The sequence below is a fragment of the Nitrospirales bacterium genome (assembly GCA_031315865.1).
In the GTDB taxonomy this organism is placed as follows: Bacteria; Nitrospirota; Nitrospiria; order Nitrospirales; family UBA8639; genus JAGQKC01.
The window spans coordinates 3,504,363-3,529,362 of sequence record JALDRJ010000002.1 but is presented as its reverse complement, the minus strand read 5'-3'; the positions used below and the strand labels follow the sequence as shown (position 1 = coordinate 3,529,362).

The following is a 25,000-nucleotide window of genomic DNA, read 5'->3' as shown; positions in this document are numbered from 1 at the left end:
TTGCTGGTCCCTATTCTACGATGTTGAGTTCAATCGGATCGACGATACAGCCTTTTTCACGAAGCGCCGAGATCGCTCGGTCTATCTCATCTGCGTCGCCGGTAAATTCGACGTCTAACCAACCGGTCGTTTCACGGACATCGGCCCGACGTATGCTGGTGATTACGTCGAATTCTTGTCCGATTTCATGAAGAATGGGATCGGGAATCCTTTCTTCAGGATATCGGATATGAAACCGCAATTTGGCCATCAGGCGCCTCCAGCAATGGCAGGAATGATCGAGACTTCGTCGGTGGCTTTCAGCGGAGTATTTTTCCCATCCAGGAAACGGATGTCTTCTTCATTGAGGTAAATATTCAAGAAACGACGAATTTCTCCTGTTTCATCACAGATGCGTTCTTTGATTCCCGGATAGGCAGACTCCAAATTCTCGATTAGCTCTGAAATCGTCGAGGCTTCAATTTCAACTTCACTCTTCCCCCCAGTTTTCGGGCGAAGTGGGGTCGGGATGCGAACTTTGGTCATGCAGTCTCCTGTCCATCAAAAATCTTCGTAAAATGAGATAAGCTGGGTTGGATTCGGATGGGGCGTCCGACCGAATCAATGACTGCCTCTTGGGTCTTCAACCCGTTGCCGGTGATATACGCCACCGTCACGTCATGTTTTTTAATGAGGCCTTGTTTGGCTAATTTGCGAAGCACTCCAATTGTCACGCCCCCAGCCGTTTCCGTAAAGATGCCTTCCGTTTGCGCGAGCAATTTGATGCCTTCAACGATCTCGTCGTCGGTTACAGAATCCATGGCCCCCTGACTTTCTGCGGCTGTTTTGAGCGCATAATAGCCGTCTGCAGGATTTCCGATCGCCAGTGATTTAGCGATCGTGTGAGGCTTGACTGGTTTAAAGAAATCTCGTCCGTTTTGATAGGCCGTGGCGATAGGCGAACAGCCTTGAGCTTGAGCCCCATTGACCTTTGTTGACACCTTGTCAATTAATCCCAGCTTCTCAAACTCTTTCAGGCCTTTCCATATCTTGGTCAATAGAGAGCCCGAGGCCATAGGCACGACAACTTGATCTGGTGCTCGCCAGCCAAGCTGCTCGACCGTCTCAAAGGCCAGGGTTTTCGAGCCTTCGGCATAATATGGACGAACATTGATGTTAACGAATGCCCAGCGGCGTTCTCCGGCAATTTCACTGCATAAACGATTGACGTCGTCGTAGTTACCTTCGATTTCAACAACATTGGGACGGTAAATCAGGTTTCCGAGGACTTTGGCAGCCTCAAGGTCTCCCGGTATGAAAACATAGCATTTCATGCCAGCTGATGAGGCGTGAGCGGCGACTGAATTGGCGAGGTTGCCAGTCGACGCACAAGCAACGGTTTCGAACCCCAATTCCCTTGCCCTTGTGAGTGCGATCGCCACGACTCGGTCTTTGAACGAAAGAGTCGGGTGATTCACGCAATCATTCTTAATATATAACTCATCAATGCCTAGATACGCTCCAAGGTTGTGGGCTCGCACCAGTGGTGTAAACCCTGCATGTATTCCGACCGTAGGCTGACCCTCGATTGGAAGTAAGTCGATGTACCGCCATAGACTTTTAGGGCCTGTTTCTATCTTTTGACGTGAGATGGTGGTTTTGATCTCGTCGTAATCATATTTGACTTCGAGTGGACCAAAGCAGAGTTCACAGACGTGGATGTCTTTGGTTGGATATTCTTTGCCGCATTCTCGACAAACAAGAGATTTCATTTTTGCCATAACACTATCCTCCCACACTGAGACCGTGGGGCAACGTTACGAAACGCTCACACCCGCCGAGGGTTGAAGTTGGCAGACTTCCTGCTCATGGTCAAATAGTTCGGTTATCGTTGGTTGGGCACCACAGAGTTGACAATTCGGGTTACGCTTGGTGCGAACTTCTCTAAATCGGGTCGTTTGGGCATTAAAGTCTAGAATACGATTTGTCAACGGGTTTCCGATATTCAATATTAATTTGATCGCTTCTGTCGCTTGAATGGTTCCGATGATACCAGCGACCACTCCGATGATGCCCGCTTCTTGGCAATTGGCGACCAGGCCAGGTGGAGGCGGGGCTTTGAAGATACATCGATAACAAGCGGATTCATCGGGGATGATCGTAAACACTCGCCCGTCAAATCTCAGGATTCCACCATGGACCAGAGGTTTTTTTGCAAAATAACATGCGTCGTTGATGAGGAACTTTGCGGGAAAATTATCAACGCCATCGATCACAATATCATATTGTTTGATCAATTCTAATGCGTTTTCGGACGTGAGCCGATCTTCGTACGTTTCGACCTGTACGTCGGGATTGAGCGCTAGAATCTTTTCTTTCGCCGAGGTCACTTTGGGGCGATTGACATCCGGGGTATGATGCAAGACTTGTCGTTGAAGATTTGACAAGTCAACCACGTCGCTGTCGATTAATCCAATCGTTCCCACACCCGCCGCGGCAAGATATAACGCGACAGGTGAGCCGAGTCCGCCGGCACCCACGACGAACACGCGTGCCTTCGACAGTTTCTTCTGTCCTTTGCCTCCAACTTCAGGAAGCAGGATGTGACGACTGTACCGATTGATTTGATCTTCAGAGAAATCCATAAGTCATACAGATGGTTGAATTATGCTGAGACAACTCTTTTGTGACGATGTAGGGATGGCTCAAATATTAAAGTACTTTTCCATGCTGAGGTATCGTTCGCCGGTGTCACATAAGACGGTGACCACATTTTGGCCGGGCGACAGTTGTTCGGCGATTTTTTGTGCCGCATACACATTGGCTCCGGCTGAAATGCCAACCAGGAGACCTTCTTTCTTGGCCAATTGTTTCGTGCTTTGATAAGCCTCTTCATCCGTGACCGTAAGAATTTGATCCAGCAGAGAACGATTCAGGACTTTCGGAACAAAACCAGCTCCGATCCCCTGGATTTTATGAGGGCCAGGTTCGCCACCTGAGAGAACGGGTGACCCGGATGGTTCCACCGCCACGATTTGCGTCGAGCTATTCCGTTCTTTAAACACTTCTCCACATCCTGTAATCGTACCACCAGTACCTACCGCGGCGACAAAGGCATCAACTTGTCCATCAAGGGCATCCAGTATTTCAAGCGCGGTGGTCATTTTATGCATAGCCGGATTTGCTGGGTTGGAAAATTGATCTGGCATAAAATACTCAGGATTTTGACTGAGAATACTTTCCGCTTCTTTGATCGAGCCTCTCATGCCTTCCCGAGCCGGAGTAAGAACCAGTTGCGCCCCATAGGAAGATAAGAGGCTGGCTCGCTCAAGACTCATGCCCTCAGGCATGACCAGAATTAATTTATAACCCCGAACAGCCGAGACTAGAGCGAGGCCGATTCCAGTATTTCCACTGGTTGGCTCGACAATAGTACTGCCTGGCTTAAGGCGGCCTTGCCGTTCCGCCTCATCAATCATGTTAAGACAGATCCGGTCTTTGACACTCCCTCCGGGATTGTAGAACTCAGCTTTCCCGTAGATGGTAGCTCCATCTGGTGGGGAGAGCCTGTTTAACCGCACGAGTGGAGTGTTCCCGATGCCGTCTGTGATTTGGGCTAAACGGATACCCTTCACGCACCGCCACCCATGTAGAAAAGAAACTCCAGTTTATCTCCGTCTTTTATCGTTGTCGTGGGCAATTGTTCACGTTCGACCACTTCCGTATTTAATTCCACTGCGACGAGTTGCGGGTCAATTTCTTTTACGTTCAGGACATCCAAGACTGTGGCGGCTTCGACAGTTTCCTGCTTCCCATTAATGCTGATTTGCATTGAAAACTCCGTAATTTACCCGAAGGAACCTAAAGGAAAAAACGTAACAGAGTATCGCGTAATCCGTCAAGAAAGAGGCTCAAACGGGACGAGGAACATTCGGTCACGATGGCAAGAGGAGTGGAACGAGTTCTTTGGCCCTGCCCTGAAAGGATACGTCCACAAGATCCGAATGGGGGGTTGGATCTAAATTGAGTTCCACGACGTATGCGCCGTTTTGTTTGGCGATAGGAGCAAAAGATGCAGCCGGATACACGACACCGGATGTTCCAATGATTAGAAGAACTTCACAGGACTGAAGCGCCCGATAACTGGTATCGAGATCTTCTTGACGTAGTGACTCTCCAAACCAGACGATGTGCGGGCGGAGAAGACCCTGGCATGTTTTGCAGTATGGAAGAATGTCAATGGGAACATCATGGTTCGGTTCAATGTTTCCGCAACTCGTGCAACGGACTTTCCAGATATTGCCATGAATCTCCGAGACGTTCGTCGACCCGGCGGCCCGATGCAGACCATCCACGTTTTGAGTTATGAGCCAAAACTGTTCGATACGTTTTTCTAGTTCTACTAAGGTTTCGTGAGCCGCATTCGGTTTCTTGGTGCTCAACAGTTCACGCCGCCAGTTGTACCATTCCCAAACCAGCTTGGGATCGCGTTCAAACGCATCGGGAGAAGCCAGTTCTTCAGGGCGAAAATTCTTCCACAGGCCGTCTGCGCCACGAAACGTTGGAACCCCGCTGTCAGCCGAAATCCCTGCACCGGTGAGGACCGTGACTGAACGGGCTTGGGAAACTTTATCTCGAATATCAAGAATACTCACAAGAATACTCACAAGAATACCCAATGGTGAGCAAGCAAGTCTTTAGAAACTGAATTGACAGTGATATTCTCATGCGAAGAGTGCTGAAACCACCATATTTCCATGAGCTCAATTTTACCCCAAATATGCAGTGAGTACCCAGTGAAAGTTTTGGATATAACATTGCCCCTCTCTCTGAAAACCTTAACATATCCTGGAGATTTACCGCCCACGATTAATAAGGAGCGGGATATCGAGAAAGGTGATGAGCTGACCGCGACGCATCTGTCCATGAACTGCCATGTGGGGACACATGTGGATGCTCCGGCACATTTCCTAGGGGATGGTGAAACCTTAGATGAATTACGTCTGGAGCGATTCTATGGGCCTGCGGTTGTGTATGAATTGCTTGACAGGAAGGCCATCACACGAAAGGATGTAGAAAGTCTCCACATTAGAGAGAGATGCCACATTCTCTTCAAGACAATGAATTCTGAATTGCTCCAACACAAGGCGTTTTCTCCAGACTATTGTACACTTTCGTCAGAAGCCGCGGAGGCGATGTGTGAACGACAACCCCTATCAATCGGGTTCGACTATTACAGTCTGGACCCCTATCAATCAGATGGAGAGAGTTTCCCCGCTCATAAGACTGTCGCGCGAGCCGGGATTCCAGTATATGTTTGTCTCAATCTGAACGATGTGCCACCTGGCGAGTATCTCTTTTCTGGGTTTCCCCTTCGTTTAACCGGATCAGAAGCTTCTCCAGTGAGAGCCACTCTGATGCAGAGGGATCAGGAATAGTCGTGATGCACGAAGCATGAGACAAAGATTTCAGATTTCTATCCTGAGTCGCGCTCTGAATTGAACACCTTTCACAAGGACAGGATTTCGCTATGACTGACCAACATTCCTTTACTGATAGGTTTTTTCTTGAAGGTGAAATCCAAAGTCGGCGGGCACTTGATCGAGAAGATCTGAGGCAATTTTCTTTGGAGTTTCAGGTTCCTGATGTGAGCGCCGTGATGCCCAACATGAAAGGGCGCGGTGTACGGATGAGCGCTCTGTTGGAGACTGCCCAGCCAAGCGTTGAGGCTGATCATGTGACGTTTCATTCGCTCGATGGAAAATTTGCTGCTACGCTGACGTTGGCAAAGGCCAAGGAGTACGGAATTTTAATCTATGAAGTTGATGGATTGCCTTTGCCCGATGAGAAAGGCGGACCGTTTCGCTTGGTGACGCCTGGCCTTGGAGATTTATGCGCGAACGTCAAACAGGTCGCACGAATTGAAGTGACGAAAGGAGCGGGGCGGGATACGCGGCCTCCCGAAGTGTGCACGTGATTCAGCGGGACATGATGTGTATCGGTCCCTTGTTGAGCGATACCGCGAGCCAAGAAATTTGCCAGGGTGACCAGCCATCCCATACAATGCCAGGCAATTTGTCGGGAAGTTATTGAGTTTATTGCCACCTGCATCTTCATCATCCATAATCATCTAACATGTGAAAGAAAGGGTTAGAATCATGTCAGAACGGACACTTGCGATCATTAAACCGGATGCCGTCCAAAAACATGCGATTGGCGATATCATTCGGCGTTACGAAGAAGCCAAACTTCATCCGATCGCGATGAAAATGATGACATTGTCGAAGGACCTTGCTGAAGGTTTCTACGCTGTGCACAAAGAGCGTCCTTTTTTCAACGATCTCACGACGTACATGGCATCGGGGCCCGTGGTAGTTTTAGTGTTAGAAGGGGAGAATGCCATTAAAGTGAATCGCGATTTAATGGGCGCGACAGACCCGAAGAAAGCCGAGGCCAGGACGATTCGAGCCGCCCATGGAGCATCGATTGAAGCGAATGCTGTGCACGGGTCTGACGCACCGGAAACGGCTCAGTTTGAAATCGGGTTCTTTTTCCCTGAGTTGAAGGGGTAAGTAATCCTAGACATTGGGGTTGATCAGATCGGTGGAGCCATGTTTCAGAAAATTGTTCATCCGGAAGTTGGGCGATGGTCATTTCTTGTTCGTTGGGATATTTTTCGTCTTGTCGAATAACTGGGGCCGCATTTTGGTTGTCTCTCCTCCTTGTGTCTTGCTTGGTCACGGCCTGTGGCAAGTCAGTTGCCCCCCAGCAATCTCTTGAGGATTTACACGTTCGTTCGCAAGAACGGCTCTACGCAGAGGCAAAACGTGCATTTCTCACGGAGCAATACCCTCAGGCCATCCGCAAGCTTCGCCGATTCCTCGCCACATATCCTCGGTCGCCCCTGGAATGGGATGTGACCTGGCTGCTCGCGCGTGCCTATGACCGGTCCGGTGAAGCGAAGTATGCCCGTCAGCTCTATCAACAGGTATTGAGTCACGAGGCCGCGCGAGCTTTCCACCAAGAAGCCAAAGAGTATCTCGCGCGATTGCCAGCTTTGCCGAAAGCGATCGTTCGTGATCCGTCGAACGTCTTTGCGTTACAGATGACATTGGAGCAATGGCTCGAAGGGGATGATTGGAATACGCGGCTCAAGAATATGGAGAACCGCGGGGTGACTGCGCAACTCATCAACATCGAGTGCGGGGTGAAAAAGCAAGAGGCGGCGTTTCTGCTTGCCGGGGTTCCGATCATGCAGCCAATTCGGAAAGATCCTAAACTGGACTTTGTGACGTTTGTTCGGGAGTCGCATAAGCAAGGAATGGCGGTATTCCTTGGGGTGAATATCCGGTGTTTGGGGTCGTTGCGTGATGATCCTCCATCCGGATGGATGGATCGCGCCTATAATCGTGGAACACAGACCATTCGGTCCACGAAGTATTTTGACGTGTTCAGACCCGAGTACCAGCAATTTGTCGGGAATGTCCTTGTCCAACTCGCGGACCTTGGCGTTGACGGAATTGTCTTTCTCGATGATGCTCCGATGGGGATGTTCGAAGGGTTGACCCCGGTGGCCTTACGGAACTTTGAAAAAACTTTTGGCGTGACGTTCTCGCCGGAGAAGGTATTTCGGGAAAGCCTCGGAGCGGGAAGACCAAAGCGAAAGATCCCGCTTCCTCAGGCCTCGGAGTTTTGGCGCTGGTTGGGGTGGAGGGCACGTGCTCGGTTGAATGTGCTGGAAGACTTCATGAACATGCTGAGATCCAAGTATTCCCGACTTCAAGTCGCGCTTGAAGTGTATGCCGGCTCGCTGAACGACCCTCTGAAAACCCTCGTGCGATTTAATGAAGATATTCTGGAAAGTCAAAATCGTGACTTCTCCTTCTTTCTCATCGATGTGAATGGTCCCGTTTCACAGAGTCTGGCCGTACGTGAGTCGCTGCAGACCCTGGCCGAGCGCATGCTCGAGTTGACGAAGGACCCGACAAAAATTTGGCTCACCATACCACGGAAAATCGAAGTCAAAACCTGGTCCTCAGAATCGCTGCGCGATTTGATCAGTGGTGAGCAGATTCCACAAGGGGTAGGGTTGGTCTATGATTTACGTCCATTTTCCTGATACATTTTTCATCCGATTTTTATCGGTGAATGCGAATGGCTCGTCATGGTTCGGCCGCGCGGGTAGACTGTACGGGTTCTCGTGTTATCTTTATCTCTTAACGTGGTCTCATAACCTGGATGGAGGGTGTCATGGAGCCGACGGATTTGCGGTTTCACAAAGAGCATGAATGGGTGCGGGTCAAGGGGAACGAAGCGACGGTTGGCATCAGTCATTTTGCGCAGGATGCATTGGGCGATGTTGTTTTTGTGGAATTGCCGAAGGTGGGGACAACATTTGAATTCGAACAAGAACTCGGTGAGGTCGAATCGACCAAGGCCACATCTACGATTTATTCACCCGTCAGCGGGACCGTTCTTCGCGTCAATACTGCACTTGACGAACAGCCGGAATTGCTCAATAAAGATCCTTACGGAGATGGCTGGATCGTCGTGTTCGACCTTTCCGATCTTTCCGAAGTTGAGCGGTTGATGACGGCCGAACAATATGATGAGTTTTTGAAATCGCAAGCCTAGTTCTGTGAACGTGAGACGCGAGGCAGAAAACATGAAGCGTAAGGGATGAGGAGTAATCGTGAGTTCGGGTAAGCACATCGCTATTCTGGGTGCCGGCCCTGGCGGGTATGTGGCGGCCATTCGGGCAGCACAGCTTGGCGCGCAGGTCTCACTCATTGAGAACCAGGAATTGGGGGGCGTGTGTCTGAATTGGGGGTGCATTCCTTCCAAGGCCCTGCTGTCGGTCGTCGAGTTGGGCGCGAAAATCAACAAAGCTCAAGACATCGGGATTCAGGTCAACGGGCCAGTGAGCTTTGACACCGTCCAGATGGTCAAACGGAAAAATCAAGTCGTGACCAACCTCGTCAAGGGTATCGGGATGCTGCTCAAAGGTAATGGCGTGAGGTATCTGCAAGGCACTGGGCGATTGGTCGATGAGCGATCGGTTCACGTCGCATTGTCCGACGGCTCCGAGACAACCGTTCAGGCAGATGCCATTATTCTCGGGACTGGTTCTTCATGGCCCAATCTTCCACTCTTTCCTGTTGATGGGACTTCCATTATTACCAGCAAAGACGCGCTCGAAATTCCACGCGTCCCCGACCATCTCTTGATCGTTGGCGGGGGGGTGGAAGGGTGTGAATTCGCATCACTCTACCGAGGTCTTGGATCGAAGGTTTCCGTTGTGGAAATGATGCCAACGATTCTTCCAGAAGAAGATGAAGAAATTTCCGCCATGATGACGCGCGAGTTTAAAAAACAACAGATCCACATGTATGTCGGGACGAAGGTGGAAGGCTGCCAGAAGTCGGGCACGCAGGTGAACGTCAAGCTCTGTTCCGGCGAAGACATGCATGTCGATACCGTGCTGGTTTCTATCGGCCGCCGTTTCAATACCCAGGGAATCGGGTTAGAAATGGTTGGCGTCCAGTTGGGGGCCGGTGGCGAAATAGAGGTGAATGATCGAATGGAAACCAACATTCCAGGCATCTATGCCATAGGGGATGTGGTGGGAAAAGCCATGTTGGCGCATGTGGCATCGGCACAGGGAAAAGTGGCCGTGGAAAATATTCTAGGTCGAGACCTGTCGGTGAATTACGAGGTAATCCCTGCTGGGATTTTTACCTTGCCCGAGATCGGTCGAGTCGGATTAACCGAACAGCAAGCCCGTGAACGAGGCATGCAAGCCAAGGTTGGCCGGTTTCGCTACAGCGGATTGGGGAAGGCGCAGGGCACGGGGGACATTACGGGCATGTTCAAGGTCATTGCCGATGCCGAAACGGGACGTTTGTTGGGTACACATATTATCGGGGCCCATGCGGCCGACTTGGTCCATGAAGCAGCGCTGGCCATGGAAGTTGGGGTGTCTATCGAAAAATTAGCGTCCATGATCCATGCGCATCCTACGCTCTCCGAGGGGCTGATGGAAGCGGCGGAAGATGTGGAAGGTCAGGCTATTCATCAAGCCAAAAAGCGAACGTAACATGATAATCACATTTCGAGTTTCCCTGCGACATTATGATCTCTTCAGACATTGAACATCAATTAGAGCTAATCCTTCGTGGGACGGTTGAAGTCATTCAACTCGATGCGCTGCGTGAAAAGCTGAAATTGTCTCTGCAAGAACAGCGTCCTCTTCGAGTCAAAGCCGGGTTTGACCCCACAGCTCCCGATTTGCACCTGGGTCATACGGTCCTCATTCAAAAGCTCAAACATTTCCAGGATTTGGGGCATGAGATTCTGTTTCTCATCGGGGACTTTACCGGAATGATCGGCGATCCGACGGGTGTTTCGGAAACGCGGGTGGCGCTCACCAAAGAGCAGGTTCTGGAGAATGCGAAAACGTATGAGACGCAAATTTTTAAAACGTTGGATCCTTCGAAGACGCGAATTGTCTTCAATAGTCAGTGGATGAACGAGATGAATGCTGAGCAGGTGGTTCAGTTATGTTCGCATTATAGTGTGGCGCGAATGTTGGAGCGTGACGATTTCGCTAAACGCTATCGCGACCAAAAACCGATCAGTGTGCATGAATTCTTGTACCCTTTGGTTCAGGGATATGATTCCGTTGCCTTGAAGGCGGATGTCGAGCTTGGCGGAACCGACCAGAAATTCAATCTATTGGTCGGACGTGATTTGCAACGAGACTACGGCCAGAAACCGCAAGTCGTGATCACCATGCCTCTGCTCGAAGGCACAGACGGCATACGAAAAATGAGCAAGAGTTATGGAAACTACATTGCCCTCGAAGATAAGCCGGGGGACATGTACGGCAAGATCATGTCGATCAGCGACTCGCTGATGCGCCGGTATTACGAACTGCTGACAACTGAAGATTTATCGTCCATTGATCGCCAGCATCCGATGGAAGCCAAAAAAGCGTTGGCCGAACTGATCGTACGTCAATACCATGGAGAGGACGGGGCTGGTCAGGCCAAGGCAGATTTTCAGCAACGGTTTCAATCCAAAGATTTTCCTGACGAGCCTGACGCGCATCTTGTGCTCCAGGCATCAGATTTTTCCGACCCGGATGCCTCGTCGCTCAGCGTCGTCGATCTGCTCATGAAAACCGGTCTCCTTCCGAGTAAGGCCGAAGCTCGGCGTCTCGTCGCACAAAACGCCGTGCAGCTGAATGGTGAAAAACTCACCGACCAGAATGCCTGTGTGACCTTTCAAGCCGGGGAATCGTATCGTTTGAAAATCGGCAAACGGAAATTTGCCCTCATTGAATTCCCCAAGCCATAGTCCCGACACGACCAGAGTGCGCTATCTCTCTTCTAAGAATAGACTGTTATCTTGCCTTGACTCTGTATCCTGGCAGACCTAGAATGCTGAACACCTTCACCAAGATGAGCGGGCGTAGCTCAGTGGTAGAGTCCTAGCTTCCCAAGCTAGTTGTCGTGGGTTCAAATCCCATCGCCCGCTCCAATCTTTTCCGCACTTACAGAATTTTCACTTCTTCCAACTCTTCGGCTAACCTGAGCGACATTGCCAGAAGCCTCAATGCGTTGGCCAAGAACCTCCCTGCAAATAAGCGTCAGTGCAAACGTTGAAATTCTCAGCTTTCTCCGTGCCGTCTCGTCGTTCCTCTTTATCATCTCTATCAAAGCAAGCGCGGAGGATCACGTGGCGTGAGCCCGTGGGTATCTACGAGGAAAGAGTCCAAAACTTATCATTCTCGTTTTTGCATTAATTTCTCAAAAGCTGACCTTATTACCCCTCAGTTTGTCGGAAAGGTACTGTGCACCAATAATAATCGTAATCATTAGCTTGGTTACCTGGCGGATTTTGTAGACTGGAGCGCGTATCAGATTCGATACATGTAAGTATCCATTTCGATGTTCTATTCCCTAAGCCTTTATCGATAACTCTCTGTTTTTGTTGGCGAGTTTTATCCCTTACTTTTGGCATTTCTATTGCTCATTTGAACAGTATCATCCAACTACAAAAGCTTGGTTCAAACGGATTGCTCCATATCATTTTCTATACTTAAGCGACCTGATGATAAGAAAGGAGTGCGTATGTGTATTCCTACCACGTTTACAAGCTCAAAGTTAGATGGATTCAAACTGTCTTCTGATACCCTTGTAAAACTCCATAAGACCTATAAGGGGAGTCGAGGAAAGGTATTTTGCCCGGTGGATGGAGGGCGGTTTGTTCGCGTAGACGATCCCCGTGCCGTGGACTCTGATGACATGCGAACTCTTACCGCTGATCAGGCAGCCATGGATTTAACCCAGCTTCCCTGGCTTCCCCGTATTCATCAAGATGGAACCAAAACATTTGGTGGCAAAGGTGCCTGGATTGAATGCCAAGATGTGGAAATCCCTAAAGATAAACGGCTCTGGTTTCGATATGCCTTTTTGCGATTTGATGCCTTCCCAACCAACGCCTTTGCCGCGCTTGTGGCCTATCCCAAAAACAATATACACGAACCGCTTCCCGCGTACTGGATTTCCGATGTCAAAGATCTGGAGGAAACACATAATGGGGCAAATCAAACCCAATGGACCGAATGTTTCGTAGAAATCGATCCCAATACCGATTTCGTTGGAACCTTACGATGGGTAGTTGGCACTGGTCATAATGTTGAGGAAGACGGGATTCCCAACAATACCCGATTTGCCAGCCCGGGTTGCTTGCTCATTGATGCCATTGATGTGCGCTGATGGAAAGGGGAAATGCAAATGCTAAATCGGATGACAGAAAAGATCTTGTGTTTAGGTGCTCTGGGAGTGATATTGGCTGTTCCCGCATGTACGACCATCCATTCTCCTTTTCCTCAAGCCGGTCGTATTATCCATGCGGACGTGGCGGCGTTGGATCATCCCCTCTATTACAATCGATTCGGATCGGTCAATCCATATGGCATGATCTATGCGCTCGACAGGGATGTGGTGAAAGTTCGCACAGGAGAGGAATGGCTCCCGGGGCTGCGTTGTCTATCAGAAGTCCGTTTGCGGGATGGAAAACGTCCACGTCCGCTTGTTCTACGCGGTAATGTTGGGGATATTCTTGAGATAGCCTTTACCAATCGGCTGCTTGATAAGCAGCCGGATATGAAACGAGAATGCACAGAGGTTGATGGCGGTTCCCCTTATGGGCACCTTGTCAAAAAGGAAGATACGCTTCCTTCCATTGACCCTCCTGAGCATGAAGAACGGATAGATCAAGGCGTAACTCAAGGAAAGGATACTGGGTTTAATGATTGGCCCAAGACACGAACAGCCAATCTTATGATTGTGGGCCTCACATCCCTATCACGAAATGATCCAAGATGTAACGGCCTCGAGTCACTTGCCCCGGGGGAGTCGGTGACTTGTCGATGGCGTCTGGAGCGATCAGGGACGCATCTCTTTTCCAGCCATGGTGCGCCAGCTGGTGGTGAAGGTGATGGAGGAAGTCTCACGCACGGCTTGTTTGGGGCTGTGATTGTAGAGCCAAAAGGGAGTCGTTGGTACCGGAGCCAAGTGACGTCAGAAATTTTGGATAAGGCGTGGAAACTGCAACCCAACATCCAACATGCTCGATTGGGGGAGTTGGATTACGAAGCGGTAGATGAGACAGGCATTCCATATCTGAATATGCTTCAGCATCAGGGCGGGAATCGCTATGAGTTGGTTCATGGGGATCTCCATGCCGTAGTGGTTGAATCCGTTCTCAAGAATCCTGAGGCTCCCCCGTCATTTCGGGAATTCACCGCCATCTTTCATGATGAGTTAAAGACCTTTTATGCCGACGACTTCCAAGAATTGGAGGAGAGCCGGCAGCTTTCCGGTGTGCGAGATGGATTCGCGGTGAACTACGGCTCAAGTGGAATGGGATCCATTTTGTTGGCAAATCGCAAAGGAATTGGCCCTGCGACCGAATGTAAAGAATGTCTTTATGAAGAGTTTTTTCTCCAGTCATGGGCCAACGGAGATCCTGCTCTGTTGGAGAACTTTCAGGATGATCCTTCCAATGTGTTTCATTCCTATCTGAATGATCGTGTGCAATTTAGGAATCTGCACGCTGGTCCCAAAGAAACCCATGTGTTCCACCTGCATGCCCATCAATGGCTATCTTCCGCCGATACGAATTCTGGAACCTATCTCGACTCGCAAACCATTGCCCCTCAACAGGGGTTTTCTTATGAAATTTATGACGGAGGCTTATTACGGTGGGGCAACGGGGGATGGTATTTATCGAACGGGAGTGGCAATCGCAATCGGGCTCCAGGTGACTCGATCTTTCACTGTCATTTGTATCCGCATTTCGCCCAAGGAATGTGGGCCCTCTGGCGTGTGCATGATGTGATCGAGGATGGGACCCGCAAGCTACCTGATGGGCAGGCCAACATGCATCTTTTTACGAATGCCAGAATCGCGCTGTCTGGGGGCTTCGTTGACTCGACTGGAGGGCCTCGGCTGGGAACAGAACCCTTGACCGGCCTAACAGATACCAATCGGCATGGTGGGACGCCTATTCCTGCTGTGTTACCCCTGCCGGGCCAGGCTTTGCCGCCTCTTCCGCTCTATGCGCAGGAGGATGGTATGCCGGGTTATCCGTTTTATATTCCGGGTAAACCAGGTCATCGCGCACCACAACCTCCACTGGATTTCGCAAAAAATTCCGATGGCCATGTGCTCCATGGAGGACTGCCCCGCCATGTGTTTGGGAACGGAGAGCGACGGCCGTCCTTCATGACCAAAGAGGAATTCGACAAATTAGACCCTAAAGCCAAGACACCGAACGAATTATTGCGGTATGCCTTGGCCACCGGGGATTTCCGTGAAGAATTGGTCAAAGCCGATATCCAGGTGTTGCCAAGTGATGGGACACCATTGGAGAAAGCCGCCATGCAATTTCATGCTGGCCAAGCACCGGCTATCCGCTTGGCCGATGGAAGCGTGGTCACAAAGGATCCAGAACGGCCAGGGTATCCCTCAAAAGATCCTAAAGATGGAGATCCCGGAAGGCTTTTTGTCAATGGCACGGCCCCGAAGCCTGGGGCGCCGTTTGCTGATCCCTGTGGTGCACCAGCCTTTGCCGGGAAACCAGGATTTGATCCCTTTACCGGGGAAGGCGGATTTGTGCAGGATCCGGCCATGAATGGTCACCGTCGGTATGAGGTATCGGCCGTCGAACTGGATCTAATTGTGAATCGAGCCGGGTGGCATGATCCTCAGGCCCGAATCAATGTATTGACCAAGGAGGCTGACGACATCGAACATACCGTCCGGAACGATCAAGAACCGTTCTTCTTCCGTGCGGCATCTGGGGAGTGCATTGAATTTCGTCACCAAAACCGCATTCATAAAGAACTGCAACTCGATGATTTTCAGGTTGCAACGCCTACCGATATCATCGGCCAACATATTCATCTCGTAAAGTTCGATGTGACCTCTTCAGATGGGTCGGCGAACGGGTTCAACTACGAAGATGGAACGCTAGCGGCAGATGCTGTAGAGGAACGCATTCATGCGGCCAATGCTTTTGGGGGTGCCGAAGTGAATGGTGTTAGAAGGAACCTGGCCCTGGGTAAAGATCTGGAGGGTCATGATGTGGGAATCTATCAGACCACTATTCAACGATGGTTTGCCGACCCCCTTCTCACCGTTCGGGCGGAGGGCATAAAACATATGTCCATGTCGAATATGCCCGACATTGAACTGCCTTCGTTTCCCTGTGCCGATAATCCCGAGTCAGAGTGTCGTGATCGAACATTACGGACCGTGTTTACGCACGATCATTTCGCCCCCTCCTCTATTCAACAGCATGGATTTTATTCCGCACTCCTGGTTGAACCGGCTGGAACTAAGTGGCTCAAACCAGATGGGACACCCCTTGCGGATGCACAAGGGCAAGCCGTGGGCTCAAAAGCCATGATCGTCGAAGCAGACGATTGGCTTACCCATGAAAATCACCGGGAGTTTGCTCTGGCGGTGGCAGATTTCGCCCTCCTCTATGATCCGAGGGTGGAGGAGGAGGGATCACTAACGGAACAGGGGATGGGACGACTCTTGATCGAAGCGAAAGCGGAAAACGGAGTGGTGCAGGAAATCTCTGATGAAGCGGTTCAACGACTGGACACCTATGTGAACGAATGGTGGAGGCGTCACGGCCGTCCGGTTGATCCACCCTTTAAGCCGGAGGCCATATCAAAGGATCATCATAACCCCTATTTGGTGAACTATAAACACGAAGCCCTCCCATTACGAATTGGAAAAATGGAGGGAGATCTGCAGGTGCCCGAGGAAACCGGATGCGGACAAAGCGCACTGAAGCGTGATGAAAACGGCTACATCCCTGAGACCGAAAAACGAAAAAGTGTCAAGCGCCAACGGTCCGGGAAAGAAGGAGACTTGGCCTTTGTCTTTGCGACGCGAGAGCATGGAGATCCCTGTACCCCGATTCTCGAAGCCTATGAAGGAGAAAAGATTCAGATCCGAATGGTCCAGGGCGCTCAAGAAGTCCAGCACATGTTTGCCATCGAGGGGCTCTCGTGGCCACGAGTCATTGATTATGAAGTGGACAAGAAAATTTCTGATGAACAATTGGCAAAACAAGATAACGCAAAGCTTTTGGTCTCTTCCCAGGAGATCGGCATTTCGGAACATTTCGAGATGGATTTACCCCCTTTTCAAAATGTTCGCAGGGGGGCCCCGGCCCATGATTACCTCTATCATTTTGGGACGGTGGATGCGCTGTGGAATGGAGCCTGGGGGTTGATACGGATCTATAATGGAAAAGAGGCTTGGGATCCACAAAGCTGCCAAAAACGGGAACCACGGGTCGATTTCCAAACGCTAGAGAAGATCAGCGAGGCCGCCGATATCTGGTGGTATAAGCGCAACCTTTTCAAACTACCCTCTGACGATCGAAATATAGAAGACTTTTGTGAGCATATCGGTGAGAGGCTCAACCTCCTGACCGAGCATGGCACGGGAAAAATCAGAATAGCGAATAAAAAAGACATATTTAATGATGAAGCACAAGAAAGGTGTCCGAGTGGTTCTCATCTAGTGACGTATCATGTGGCGGCAACTCGCTTAAATCTTTTAACGCTCAATGGAGTTCAACCCTATGACGCGGGTCAAGGGTTGTTCGATCCGGATGGTCTCATTCTGCTGGCCATGCCGCCGGGAGACAATAATGTGACTCTTGAAAGCGTGAAGGCCCGTTATGGAAATCAAGCAAAAGCGGGGGAGCTTGAACCGCTGGTGCTGAGAGTGAATGCTGGCGATTGCCTGAAACTGACGGTGCATAATCTGCTCTTGAGTGAGGAGGAAAGGACGAATCAAAAGGCGCTACCAGATCAATCTGGGGATGCGCTCATGCCGAAAATTGTACCGTTAAACGTGGATCGGCGTGGCGAGAGTGAATCGGATGTCGACGACGTTCAATCTTCGACGCGTTTAGCCTTATCGATTCCTATGTTATACGGCGAGACAGCGACGGACCATAATATCGGTATCGGAATCAATCGAGATGTCGATCCCTCGTTGACAAGACAAAAGATGTTCTTGTATGCCGGACTTATGGACCTTGAGCCTGCAAATGAAAAACCGCATGGCGCTCCCGATTGTCCTGATGAGGGGGATTGTGATTACAACCTCACACCCAAGCCTTATGCCTTTGGGGTCGTGCCGATCAAAGCCTTTGGCGATGTGATTGGCCATGGTGTGCATGGGCTTTTGGGGACCTTGATTGTGGAGCCGCAAGGGGCGAAGTACGTGGACCCGGTCTCGCGAATGGAAAAAGCTGGATGGGAACTGGGGACGCGGGCGGTCATTCAATATATTGATGAGAACAAACTGGAGAAGGAGTTTCAGGAATTTGTGGTTATGTATCAGGATGGATTGAATCTGCATTGGAATGCTCCCTGGGATGAAAATGGGAACCCGCTTCCTACCGGACAAACACATGAAGTTTCGATCGATAATTGTCCGATTTGCGATGACTCCTACGATCGTGGAGAAAAAGGAATCAACTATCGCTCCGCTCCGTTCTGGGCTCGCTTGCGTCAGGGGAAGGTTGTAGATGAGGATGGTGCCCTGGTGACCCAGGATACTGGCCCGGGGTCGAATCTGAATCATGTGATCTACCCCAATAACTTTTTCCAAGAATCATGGAGCTCAATCCCTACTCCTACTTTTCAAGCCAAAGCCGGAGAAGAAGTGCGGTTTCGAGTCGTTCAACCTCATGGGCGGGCTCGTCAACGAGCGTTTTTAACAGGAGGGCATGACTACCACGATTTTATTCCACAATTTGGGTCACCTCATTCCGCCATCATGTCGGCTGGAAAAGCCATAAACGCAACCCTTGAGGGAGGAGCCAAGGAGGGATGTTACATCTATCGGGACGGTCCGGCTCAGATTTTTGCCGGAGGAGCCTGGGGTCGTTTGAATGTGAGCCCTTCGGACGGAACTGCGCTGGTCTGTCAGAGACCAGCGCAGGATTAACATGGGATGAAATTATTAGTTCAAGTGTTAAGAAAACTCTTCTGAGCTTGCGAGTGAATTTCTATGTGTTGGATAATGATCAACGGAAATTATCCTCCGGAAATCATTTCACCACAAAATTGGGTGAAAGAAACTTTTAAATCTTCTTTAATAATATTTCTGTAGGTGATTAGTTCTACGATATGCTGGATTGGCCAACGTTTTCTGCGTCGTTTCGTCATTAAGTTAAGAATTTATCAGTGTCCCTTCTTCTGATCTCGTTTGGCGTATTTAGAGGAACAGGTAAGGTGACATTATGAGAAAGGGAGAGTCTACTCGTCACTACATGTGTCTCATAAGCCTTCTTCAACAATTCCCACTTGCTATTTAGGCCCGATTCGGTATCCTTCTTCTTCAAGAAGATATACATTATAATCGTTTCGGTGATACCGAAACGATACAGCGCTCTCTTGTATGCCTTGGCTCTTCAAGACGTGAGAGAAGCATCCATGTGTGTCAGGCATCCATGCGGGTATCACCCTCCGTCTGGTTCAAGGTCGTACCGTGCGGGGTTTGTCGTATTTGCCGATTGGGACATATTTAGACTCGCTATAATCATAATGAGAGGAGACCGAATGATGAAACACGTTGTCTTCGCCATCATGATAATATTTAGTCTGTCAAACATGTCATGGGCTGGTTCTTTGACTTTGGATGAGTATGAAGAGACCGAGATTGGGATTGGGGTGTTTGCCTACGACGATCCTGACGAAATTCTTGAACGGTCGTTACGGACCGGGATTGCACCGGTGACGTTTTTTATGGTGCATGAAAGCTCTGGTCTGTTTCTCACCGATCCGCTGGATGTGTATCCTGGTTTGTTACATCGTGGGTATCTTGGGGTGATCCATCAAGACACATGGTTTTCGATCAACGGCGACTTCGCTCGTCATTGGGGATGGACGGGTATTGCGAGTGAGCAAGCGTTTCTCGACTATCAAGCTCGGACGAGCGGTTCTGCCAATATTGCTCGTCCAGAGCCAGCGACCTGGATTCTCATGGCGACGGGAATGCTGGTGTTGGGGTATCTTAGGAGACGCTACGCTCTCGCAGGCCGTAAGTAAGTTCTTTTGAATGGCCTGTCGAGTCTGAGCCTGTTATGATATGTAATGAAAATACCCTAAAAGCTTCGGTACGCCTCATTCAGGTCACAAGCCTGACGCAGTCCTCGCCTTCTCTCTGACGATTGAATTTTCCCGGCGTCAGAGACGATCTGATGAAGCGGACACATGGAGAAGAACGCAGATGCGAAAAGTTGAATGGATTTCGCAGCGGTGTGATCCAAAGACTCTGGCCGCTCATCAATTGATGGAAGATCAGGTGACCACTTGCCAGCCGGAAGATAAGGCGATCACCGTCGCGCATAAATTGTATGATGGCAACATTGGCAGTTTGCCTGTCATTGACGCCCAAAAAACTTTGCTTGGTATCGTGACAGAGTTTGATATTCTTCGCGCCATCGAGACTGAACAAAATCTGCTCCAGATCCCTGTTTCGACGATCATGAATCCCAGGGTGGTTTCTGTGACCGAGGAAACAAGCTTTATGGAAATCGTCAAACTGCTACAGGAATACCATTTGTTGCGTGTGCCTGTGGTTCGTGGAACCACCCTAGTCGGTATTCTTGCTCGTGGCGATGTCATTTTGGGATACATTAAAGCCACAGATGTTGGGAGTGGCGGATAGTCTCCATGTGTTTCTTTTCGGTTCATGATGGCAGCCGCCTTTCCTTTCCGGTCCTTCAGATGGCGCATTCCTTTCTTCAATAGACTCTCTTTCCTTCACCAGGCCTGATACGTTCGTAGTCTCAAATGTCGTAGATGTAGTACGTGTGGAAATATGAGCCGACTTATGGAATTGAAGCATTTGGTCAATGCGAGGCTTTCTCCCCAGATGCGGACATGGCTATGGGAACGGAAGGTGGCCATGGGCAATCGCCGGATTCGAGAATTGGGGAAACGCCTCTCCCAGCGGATTCATGAAATAGCGCAACAAGACTTGATTGAACTGATGCGCATACGCACAAAAGCCGAGTGGGAGCTTTTTCGAGATACACGTCGTGATGCTCTTCGTCGTTCTTTAGGCATTGGCCGAGAGTATAGAGAGAGAGGGCGCGCGGAGCCAGAGTGTGCAGAGCCAGAGCGCGCAAAGATTGCTGAGCGAATCGTGACGAACATTATTCAGAATGAGCACTATCAAATTGACAACCTTGTTTTTCCAGGACATAAGAGAATTCCTATCACCGCTAACCTCTATCGTCCTGTCGGAGTTCACGGAAAAACACCTGCGGTCCTGATCTGCCATAGTCATCATCATCCAAAAACTGAAATCGAACTGCAATGCATAGGAATGACATTCGCCCAACAAGGCTGCACGGTTTTGATCATGGATTTGCTCGGCCATGGCGAGCGACGACAGCATCCTTTCGCGGCTCATCACGACGAGTGGAGGACATGTCGTGTGGACCGGCAGGACTACTATTTCCGGTACGTGCTCGGCATGCAGATGAATATGGTCGGAGAAAGCCTCATGGGGTGGATGGTGCAAGATATCAGGAGAGGCATTGATCTTTTGTGTGCGGATCCTCAGGTCAACCAGGAGCACATGATCCTTATCGGAGCCGTGGCCGGGGGAGGGGACATCGCCGCCGTCGCCGGAGCGTTAGATGATCGTGTGACGGCAGTTGTGGCTTTTAATTTCGGAGGAGTGCCGGCCGGTGACTGGGATTCCACGAGGAATCTTCCTGACACCGCTCGTGGTGGATTTTGGCCATGGGTTATCCTTGGTTCGCTTGCCCCTCGCCGCCTGATCTATGGAAAAGAGTTTGCCTGGAATTCTGAACAGGACCTGACTTGGAAGTGTTTACGACAGATCTATGCCCTCTATGACAGCCGTGATTCGTTGCGATCAGTTCACGGCTCAGGAAGGGTATCGGGGCATGGTCCCTTGGACAGCCATTGTACCAACATCGGGCCTATCCATCGTCAGCAAATATATCCTATTTTCCAAGAATGGTTTGGCATTTCCATTCCTGCGCGAGAATTGTCGCCTCCTTTGGACGAAGAAGCTCTGTACTGTCTTACGCCGGAGTCACGACAGACGGTCCGTGCTCGCTCAGTGCATGAAGTGTGCAGGGAAGTGTGTCACGAGCAACTCGAGGCATCTCGTGTAAAAAGAGAGTCGCAAGCGGCCAATGCTTCTTCTGCCTACCTGCAACATCAACTACAGGACATTCTGGGTCCTCTAGCGCCCTGTTCGACGTATCGAGTTCGCTCCAAGCGCCATGGGATCGGTCGATCGGAATATGTGGTGTTGGAAGTATTTGAAGAGAATATCTCCCTACGCATGCAACTGCTCTGGCCATCGGGCCTGAGTGATACGAGTCCGCCGGTGGTGGTCGGTTTGGCGCAGGAGGGCAATCTTGAGCTACGGAAGAAACGTCGTTCGTTAATTCAGGGGCTTCGAGCGTGCGGAATTGCCGTGTGCTTAGTGGAGCCGCGAGGAATCGGGGACGGACGCCACGGAGAATTGTATCGAGGCCGAATCAGTCCAAGCGCCGGTGTAGCCGCGAACAGTTTGATGCTCGGAGAAAGTTTGCTCAGTTCTCGAATTCGCGATCTGCGGACTGTGATAGCCTATCTCAGGAATCACAAGGCACTCGATGGCAAGCGATTCGCTCTATGGGGTGAGGCACTAGCGCCAACAAATTCTTCTCGTCCCTCTTTGGCGGTTCCCTTGGATGCGTCTCCCTATCCGGAAGGAAGTGAACCGTTTGGAGGTGTGGTGGCGCTTCTGGCGGCATTGTATGAACCGGATGTGCTCGCCGTGTATGTTCATAGAGGTCTCTTGAGTTATGCCTCGGTCTTGGATCATCCATTTGCCTACCTGCCGGCAGATGCGATCATTCGTCGAATTTTAGAAGTCGCAGATCTCCCCGATATCGCCGCCGCGTTGGTTCCCAGGCCTTTGAGGCTGGAAAGGTTGGTAGACGGTCTAAACCGTCCAGCTGGCGGTCGACAAGTAGAGGCGGCGTATCAAAGAGCGCGGGCTGCGTACGACCGGGCAGGGGCGGCTGGCTGCTTGTTGATTGAATCTGCGAATGAATCTGCCGAAACAATCGCCGAGTGGTTGCTTGCCCATTTACGGTCATGAAGTCTGGGTATGAGGCCTGAGCATCAATGTGCATTTTGGGGAAACTCGACAATCAAAGTACGTGATACAATAGACCAGAAGTAAGAGTCGGCAAAGTCGGTTTGATCTCATTCCCTTATGTACGCATCGCTAGAGGAGGACACCATGTCACAAGAAACGCTTACGCCAGAACACATCAAAATCACAGAGACTCTGCTCAGACTTTATGTCCTGTTATCTCAGTACCTTGATCGATGCTTGGCCTGTGATGAGAAGGGCGCGCCATTGTCAGAAGAAGAATTCCAGAAGCACCTGCGCGAGACGCGGGCCGAGGCGGCTAATTGGCTATCGACTAATCGCATTGTGCCCGAAAAGGTGGAGCAAGAATACGAACGAGTGCTCAAGAGTGGAGATGCCTTATCCAAGAATCCTCAAGATGCCGAACTGAAGGCGCAAGTGGATAAAGAACGAGAAGTCTTACGTGTAAAAACCGTAGCGCTGAGCGATCTGCTGGCGGTATTTCGTTCTCTGTAATGGAACGTCCGCGGGTGTGCTTTATTTGATGGTGACTGGTTCGGGAATGGCTGAGGGGTGGGTCTGGGAAGGTCTGGTCCAGATGTACGACAACACGGCGCCTGCGATTGCGAGCAGTCCGATTTTCAGCGTCATGCTTATGGATAACACGAAAAAAGAAAGGCTAAAGAGAACGACCATCAAGACGGTTGCAGTGATTTTCGCCCCTCGACTAATGCTTCCATAACATTCCCAGTTGCGGATCATCGGACCTAAAGTTGGTTGTCCAAGTAACCATTGGTGTAACTTCGGAGAACTTTTGGAAAAGCAGTAAGCCGAAAGAAGGACAAAGGGCGTGGTCGGGAGGAGGGGGAGAAAGATCCCGATCACACCAAGAATGAGACTGGCCCATCCAATCGTAATAATCCCGATTCGGCAGATTGAAGAGTGGACAATCATAGATGCATTGGCTAGTTGGCGATGAATGAGCAGCCGGTTAACGATCTATCGATGATCGGCCACTCAGTTCTTTATTCTGTATTGTATCGGTGGGATTACGGAAAGTATTAAGCCACAAGGGCAGCATTTTGACATCTGTTGCCGTGAGTTTCAGAAGATTCCCATGGTTGGGGGGGGAGAACGGATGCAGGTCTGTTACTGAAATTTGAAAGAGAGGACTGCGAGTTCTCGTGGCGGAAGGACTACGAAGGACGTGAGGAGGACGAGCTATAGTGGCGATTAGAAAAGAGGTGGTTGGGGGCCACAGCGAAGACCATAGAGATCCGGGTCTTCGCCTTCAACAACCGGACGTGTTTCGGTGGCCGCTTGAGCTTTACGCTGTTCGCGACGCACCTCTTTTTCCTGACGTTTGAGACGTTGAGCCTGCTCGCGAAAGCGTTTACCCTGCGTCTCTTTTTTTATTTTCCCCATATTTTCCGTTGGATCTCTTTAAGGAAATAGTCTAGGGTTTTTACCGTTCAGCCGTTTGTTTCTTCGACGCTCTCGTACGAGTTTTATGTTCAGTTTTGGAGCGGGAAGACGCCTGAGATGACTTCGGGCTTTCCTCGTACTCAATTTCTTCAAATCCCTGTCCGATTTCCTGAGCCGACATCATCAGGACTTGTTGCCGGATTTCATCCATCGACCGGGACCGTTGTTCTTCAGTGGGGTCGGTGAGTCCTAGAGTTTTCCAGGGAATGCTGCGATTATCTTTGATCCGGACTATTTTGTGGGGTCGTTTGTGAGCAGGCCATCCTTTTGTCATCTTCATCTGTCTCTCTCCTTATTAACTGAATATGGGTATCTGCTAAGGCGCTATTCAGTCACTGATTTTGATGGTGTTGATGATAATGATACCCGTTATAATTCTCTGGAATTGATCGCATATACACCAATCCGAGCATGAGATTCCCATGCCTATAAATACCTAGGTTTCTACGAAACGAGCACTACGGAATTTACATGAATGAAGGGAAGCACCCCTGATAATGTAGATTGGAGGAATTAACCGTAGTTCGAACCGTGCTTTAAAGTAACATTCTACTGGTGATGAGTCAAATCACCGCTCTGCTTAGTCAAGAATGATGCTTGAGCTTCCGGAGGACGAATATTGTAAAGGTGAAATTATGTATATTGTTGATAATAAAGTGAATTTTTTAATTTTCGTCGGGTTGCTCGTCTTTAAGAGGTTAAAGGAATGTGTAAGGAACATGTAAACGCAAGACGTCTTGCATGTGTGTTCTCCAACAAAGTTGTTCTTTCTTTCCTTTTTAATCGAGAAA

The 25,000-nt window shown here is 50.0% G+C and carries 23 protein-coding genes and 1 tRNA gene; 14 read left to right on the top strand and 10 right to left on the bottom strand.

All coding sequences use genetic code 11. The features are described from left to right. Nucleotides 1–10: 10 nt before the first annotated feature. The 7 genes from MRJ96_16030 to MRJ96_16000 form a co-directional block, all read right to left on the bottom strand. Complete coding sequence (locus MRJ96_16030; protein ID MDR4502953.1) at nucleotides 11–250, bottom strand: NIL domain-containing protein; 240 nt, start codon at nucleotides 248–250, stop codon at nucleotides 11–13. Continuing rightward, a complete protein-coding gene (locus tag MRJ96_16025; protein MDR4502952.1) occupies nucleotides 250–525 on the bottom strand; it encodes a MoaD/ThiS family protein in 276 nt (91 codons plus the stop codon). The genes MRJ96_16030 and MRJ96_16025 overlap by 1 nt, the downstream gene beginning before the upstream one ends. Next, nucleotides 522–1,760: a threonine synthase gene (gene thrC, locus MRJ96_16020; protein MDR4502951.1), complete on the bottom strand. Its 1,239-nt coding sequence runs from the start codon at nucleotides 1,758–1,760 to the stop codon at nucleotides 522–524. The genes MRJ96_16025 and thrC overlap by 4 nt, the downstream gene beginning before the upstream one ends. A gap of 36 nt (nucleotides 1,761–1,796) precedes the next feature. Next, on the bottom strand, nucleotides 1,797–2,624 hold the full coding sequence (gene moeB, locus MRJ96_16015; protein MDR4502950.1) for a molybdopterin-synthase adenylyltransferase MoeB: 828 nt from the start codon (nucleotides 2,622–2,624) through the stop codon (nucleotides 1,797–1,799). A gap of 60 nt (nucleotides 2,625–2,684) precedes the next feature. Continuing rightward, the gene (gene cysK, locus MRJ96_16010) at nucleotides 2,685–3,605 is read right to left on the bottom strand and encodes a cysteine synthase A (protein MDR4502949.1); all 921 of its coding nucleotides are present in this window, start codon (nucleotides 3,603–3,605) and stop codon (nucleotides 2,685–2,687) included. A gap of 5 nt (nucleotides 3,606–3,610) precedes the next feature. Then, nucleotides 3,611–3,811, bottom strand: a complete 201-nt coding sequence (thiS, locus tag MRJ96_16005; GenBank protein MDR4502948.1) for a sulfur carrier protein ThiS — start codon at nucleotides 3,809–3,811, stop codon at nucleotides 3,611–3,613. Nucleotides 3,812–3,914: 103 nt separating this feature from the next. Continuing rightward, nucleotides 3,915–4,634 (bottom strand): NAD-dependent deacylase, encoded by a 720-nt coding sequence (locus MRJ96_16000; protein ID MDR4502947.1) that lies wholly within the window; start codon nucleotides 4,632–4,634, stop codon nucleotides 3,915–3,917. A 141-nt stretch (nucleotides 4,635–4,775) separates the two neighbouring features. Here MRJ96_16000 and MRJ96_15995 point away from each other — a divergent pair, with 141 nt between their 5' ends. The 14 genes from MRJ96_15995 (at nucleotide 4,776) to MRJ96_15930 (ending at nucleotide 23,240) form a co-directional block, all read left to right on the top strand. After that, nucleotides 4,776–5,417: a cyclase family protein gene (locus MRJ96_15995; GenBank protein ID MDR4502946.1), complete on the top strand. Its 642-nt coding sequence runs from the start codon at nucleotides 4,776–4,778 to the stop codon at nucleotides 5,415–5,417. Nucleotides 5,418–5,509: 92 nt separating this feature from the next. Beyond that, nucleotides 5,510–5,956: a molybdopterin-dependent oxidoreductase gene (locus MRJ96_15990; protein ID MDR4502945.1), complete on the top strand. Its 447-nt coding sequence runs from the start codon at nucleotides 5,510–5,512 to the stop codon at nucleotides 5,954–5,956. 181 nt (nucleotides 5,957–6,137) lie between these two features. Continuing rightward, a complete protein-coding gene (gene ndk, locus MRJ96_15985; protein ID MDR4502944.1) occupies nucleotides 6,138–6,551 on the top strand; it encodes a nucleoside-diphosphate kinase in 414 nt (137 codons plus the stop codon). 74 nt (nucleotides 6,552–6,625) lie between these two features. Then, nucleotides 6,626–8,098 (top strand): hypothetical protein, encoded by a 1,473-nt coding sequence (locus MRJ96_15980; protein ID MDR4502943.1) that lies wholly within the window; start codon nucleotides 6,626–6,628, stop codon nucleotides 8,096–8,098. A gap of 131 nt (nucleotides 8,099–8,229) precedes the next feature. After that, entirely contained in the window at nucleotides 8,230–8,613 is a 384-nt protein-coding gene (gene gcvH / locus MRJ96_15975) for a glycine cleavage system protein GcvH (protein MDR4502942.1), read from the top strand. Between the two features lie 58 nt (nucleotides 8,614–8,671). After that, a complete protein-coding gene (gene lpdA / locus MRJ96_15970) occupies nucleotides 8,672–10,075 on the top strand; it encodes a dihydrolipoyl dehydrogenase (GenBank protein ID MDR4502941.1) in 1,404 nt (467 codons plus the stop codon). 35 nt (nucleotides 10,076–10,110) lie between these two features. Next, nucleotides 10,111–11,337, top strand: coding sequence for a tyrosine--tRNA ligase (gene tyrS / locus MRJ96_15965; protein ID MDR4502940.1), 1,227 nt, complete (start codon nucleotides 10,111–10,113; stop codon nucleotides 11,335–11,337). 108 nt (nucleotides 11,338–11,445) lie between these two features. Continuing rightward, nucleotides 11,446–11,520, top strand: a tRNA-Gly gene (locus tag MRJ96_15960). Between the two features lie 593 nt (nucleotides 11,521–12,113). After that, nucleotides 12,114–12,761: a hypothetical protein gene (locus MRJ96_15955; GenBank protein MDR4502939.1), complete on the top strand. Its 648-nt coding sequence runs from the start codon at nucleotides 12,114–12,116 to the stop codon at nucleotides 12,759–12,761. Between the two features lie 12 nt (nucleotides 12,762–12,773). Beyond that, nucleotides 12,774–18,536: a hypothetical protein gene (locus MRJ96_15950; protein MDR4502938.1), complete on the top strand. Its 5,763-nt coding sequence runs from the start codon at nucleotides 12,774–12,776 to the stop codon at nucleotides 18,534–18,536. Between the two features lie 614 nt (nucleotides 18,537–19,150). Next, nucleotides 19,151–19,639, top strand: a complete 489-nt coding sequence (locus MRJ96_15945) for a PEP-CTERM sorting domain-containing protein (protein ID MDR4502937.1) — start codon at nucleotides 19,151–19,153, stop codon at nucleotides 19,637–19,639. Nucleotides 19,640–19,820: 181 nt separating this feature from the next. After that, entirely contained in the window at nucleotides 19,821–20,261 is a 441-nt protein-coding gene (locus MRJ96_15940; protein ID MDR4502936.1) for a CBS domain-containing protein, read from the top strand. Between the two features lie 153 nt (nucleotides 20,262–20,414). Next, the gene (locus MRJ96_15935) at nucleotides 20,415–22,727 is read left to right on the top strand and encodes an acetylxylan esterase (GenBank protein MDR4502935.1); all 2,313 of its coding nucleotides are present in this window, start codon (nucleotides 20,415–20,417) and stop codon (nucleotides 22,725–22,727) included. A 144-nt stretch (nucleotides 22,728–22,871) separates the two neighbouring features. Beyond that, nucleotides 22,872–23,240 carry a hypothetical protein gene (locus tag MRJ96_15930; protein ID MDR4502934.1) on the top strand — a complete coding sequence of 123 codons (369 nt, stop codon included), beginning with the start codon at nucleotides 22,872–22,874 and terminating at the stop codon, nucleotides 23,238–23,240. 21 nt (nucleotides 23,241–23,261) lie between these two features. On the opposite strand, the gene MRJ96_15925 is transcribed toward MRJ96_15930, so the two are convergent. The 3 genes from MRJ96_15925 to MRJ96_15915 form a co-directional block, all read right to left on the bottom strand. Continuing rightward, nucleotides 23,262–23,678, bottom strand: coding sequence for a YbaN family protein (locus MRJ96_15925; GenBank protein MDR4502933.1), 417 nt, complete (start codon nucleotides 23,676–23,678; stop codon nucleotides 23,262–23,264). Between the two features lie 279 nt (nucleotides 23,679–23,957). After that, nucleotides 23,958–24,149: a hypothetical protein gene (locus tag MRJ96_15920; protein ID MDR4502932.1), complete on the bottom strand. Its 192-nt coding sequence runs from the start codon at nucleotides 24,147–24,149 to the stop codon at nucleotides 23,958–23,960. Between the two features lie 40 nt (nucleotides 24,150–24,189). Further along, the gene (locus MRJ96_15915) at nucleotides 24,190–24,489 is read right to left on the bottom strand and encodes a hypothetical protein (protein MDR4502931.1); all 300 of its coding nucleotides are present in this window, start codon (nucleotides 24,487–24,489) and stop codon (nucleotides 24,190–24,192) included. Between the last annotated feature and the right edge of the window lie 511 nt (nucleotides 24,490–25,000).

Excerpts from the sequence above, each read along its gene's own strand:
- ndk (MDR4502944.1), top strand. The coding sequence starts at position 6,138 with ATGTCAGAACGGACACTTGCGATCATTAAACCGGATGCCGTCCAAAAA.
- MRJ96_15925 (MDR4502933.1), bottom strand. The coding sequence starts at position 23,678 with ATGATTGTCCACTCTTCAATCTGCCGAATCGGGATTATTACGATTGGA.
- MRJ96_16025 (MDR4502952.1), bottom strand. The coding sequence starts at position 525 with ATGACCAAAGTTCGCATCCCGACCCCACTTCGCCCGAAAACTGGGGGG.
- MRJ96_15980 (MDR4502943.1), top strand. The coding sequence starts at position 6,626 with ATGGTCATTTCTTGTTCGTTGGGATATTTTTCGTCTTGTCGAATAACT.
- MRJ96_15935 (MDR4502935.1), top strand. The coding sequence starts at position 20,415 with ATGAGCCGACTTATGGAATTGAAGCATTTGGTCAATGCGAGGCTTTCT.
- moeB (MDR4502950.1), bottom strand. The coding sequence starts at position 2,624 with ATGGATTTCTCTGAAGATCAAATCAATCGGTACAGTCGTCACATCCTG.
- MRJ96_15930 (MDR4502934.1), top strand. The coding sequence starts at position 22,872 with ATGTCACAAGAAACGCTTACGCCAGAACACATCAAAATCACAGAGACT.
- thrC (MDR4502951.1), bottom strand. The coding sequence starts at position 1,760 with ATGGCAAAAATGAAATCTCTTGTTTGTCGAGAATGCGGCAAAGAATAT.
- MRJ96_15920 (MDR4502932.1), bottom strand. The coding sequence starts at position 24,149 with ATGGGGAAAATAAAAAAAGAGACGCAGGGTAAACGCTTTCGCGAGCAG.
- MRJ96_15950 (MDR4502938.1), top strand. The coding sequence starts at position 12,774 with ATGCAAATGCTAAATCGGATGACAGAAAAGATCTTGTGTTTAGGTGCT.
- MRJ96_15955 (MDR4502939.1), top strand. The coding sequence starts at position 12,114 with ATGTGTATTCCTACCACGTTTACAAGCTCAAAGTTAGATGGATTCAAA.
- MRJ96_15940 (MDR4502936.1), top strand. The coding sequence starts at position 19,821 with ATGCGAAAAGTTGAATGGATTTCGCAGCGGTGTGATCCAAAGACTCTG.
- gcvH (MDR4502942.1), top strand. The coding sequence starts at position 8,230 with ATGGAGCCGACGGATTTGCGGTTTCACAAAGAGCATGAATGGGTGCGG.
- thiS (MDR4502948.1), bottom strand. The coding sequence starts at position 3,811 with ATGCAAATCAGCATTAATGGGAAGCAGGAAACTGTCGAAGCCGCCACA.
- tyrS (MDR4502940.1), top strand. The coding sequence starts at position 10,111 with ATGATCTCTTCAGACATTGAACATCAATTAGAGCTAATCCTTCGTGGG.
- MRJ96_16030 (MDR4502953.1), bottom strand. The coding sequence starts at position 250 with ATGGCCAAATTGCGGTTTCATATCCGATATCCTGAAGAAAGGATTCCC.
- MRJ96_15990 (MDR4502945.1), top strand. The coding sequence starts at position 5,510 with ATGACTGACCAACATTCCTTTACTGATAGGTTTTTTCTTGAAGGTGAA.
- MRJ96_15945 (MDR4502937.1), top strand. The coding sequence starts at position 19,151 with ATGATGAAACACGTTGTCTTCGCCATCATGATAATATTTAGTCTGTCA.
- MRJ96_15915 (MDR4502931.1), bottom strand. The coding sequence starts at position 24,489 with ATGAAGATGACAAAAGGATGGCCTGCTCACAAACGACCCCACAAAATA.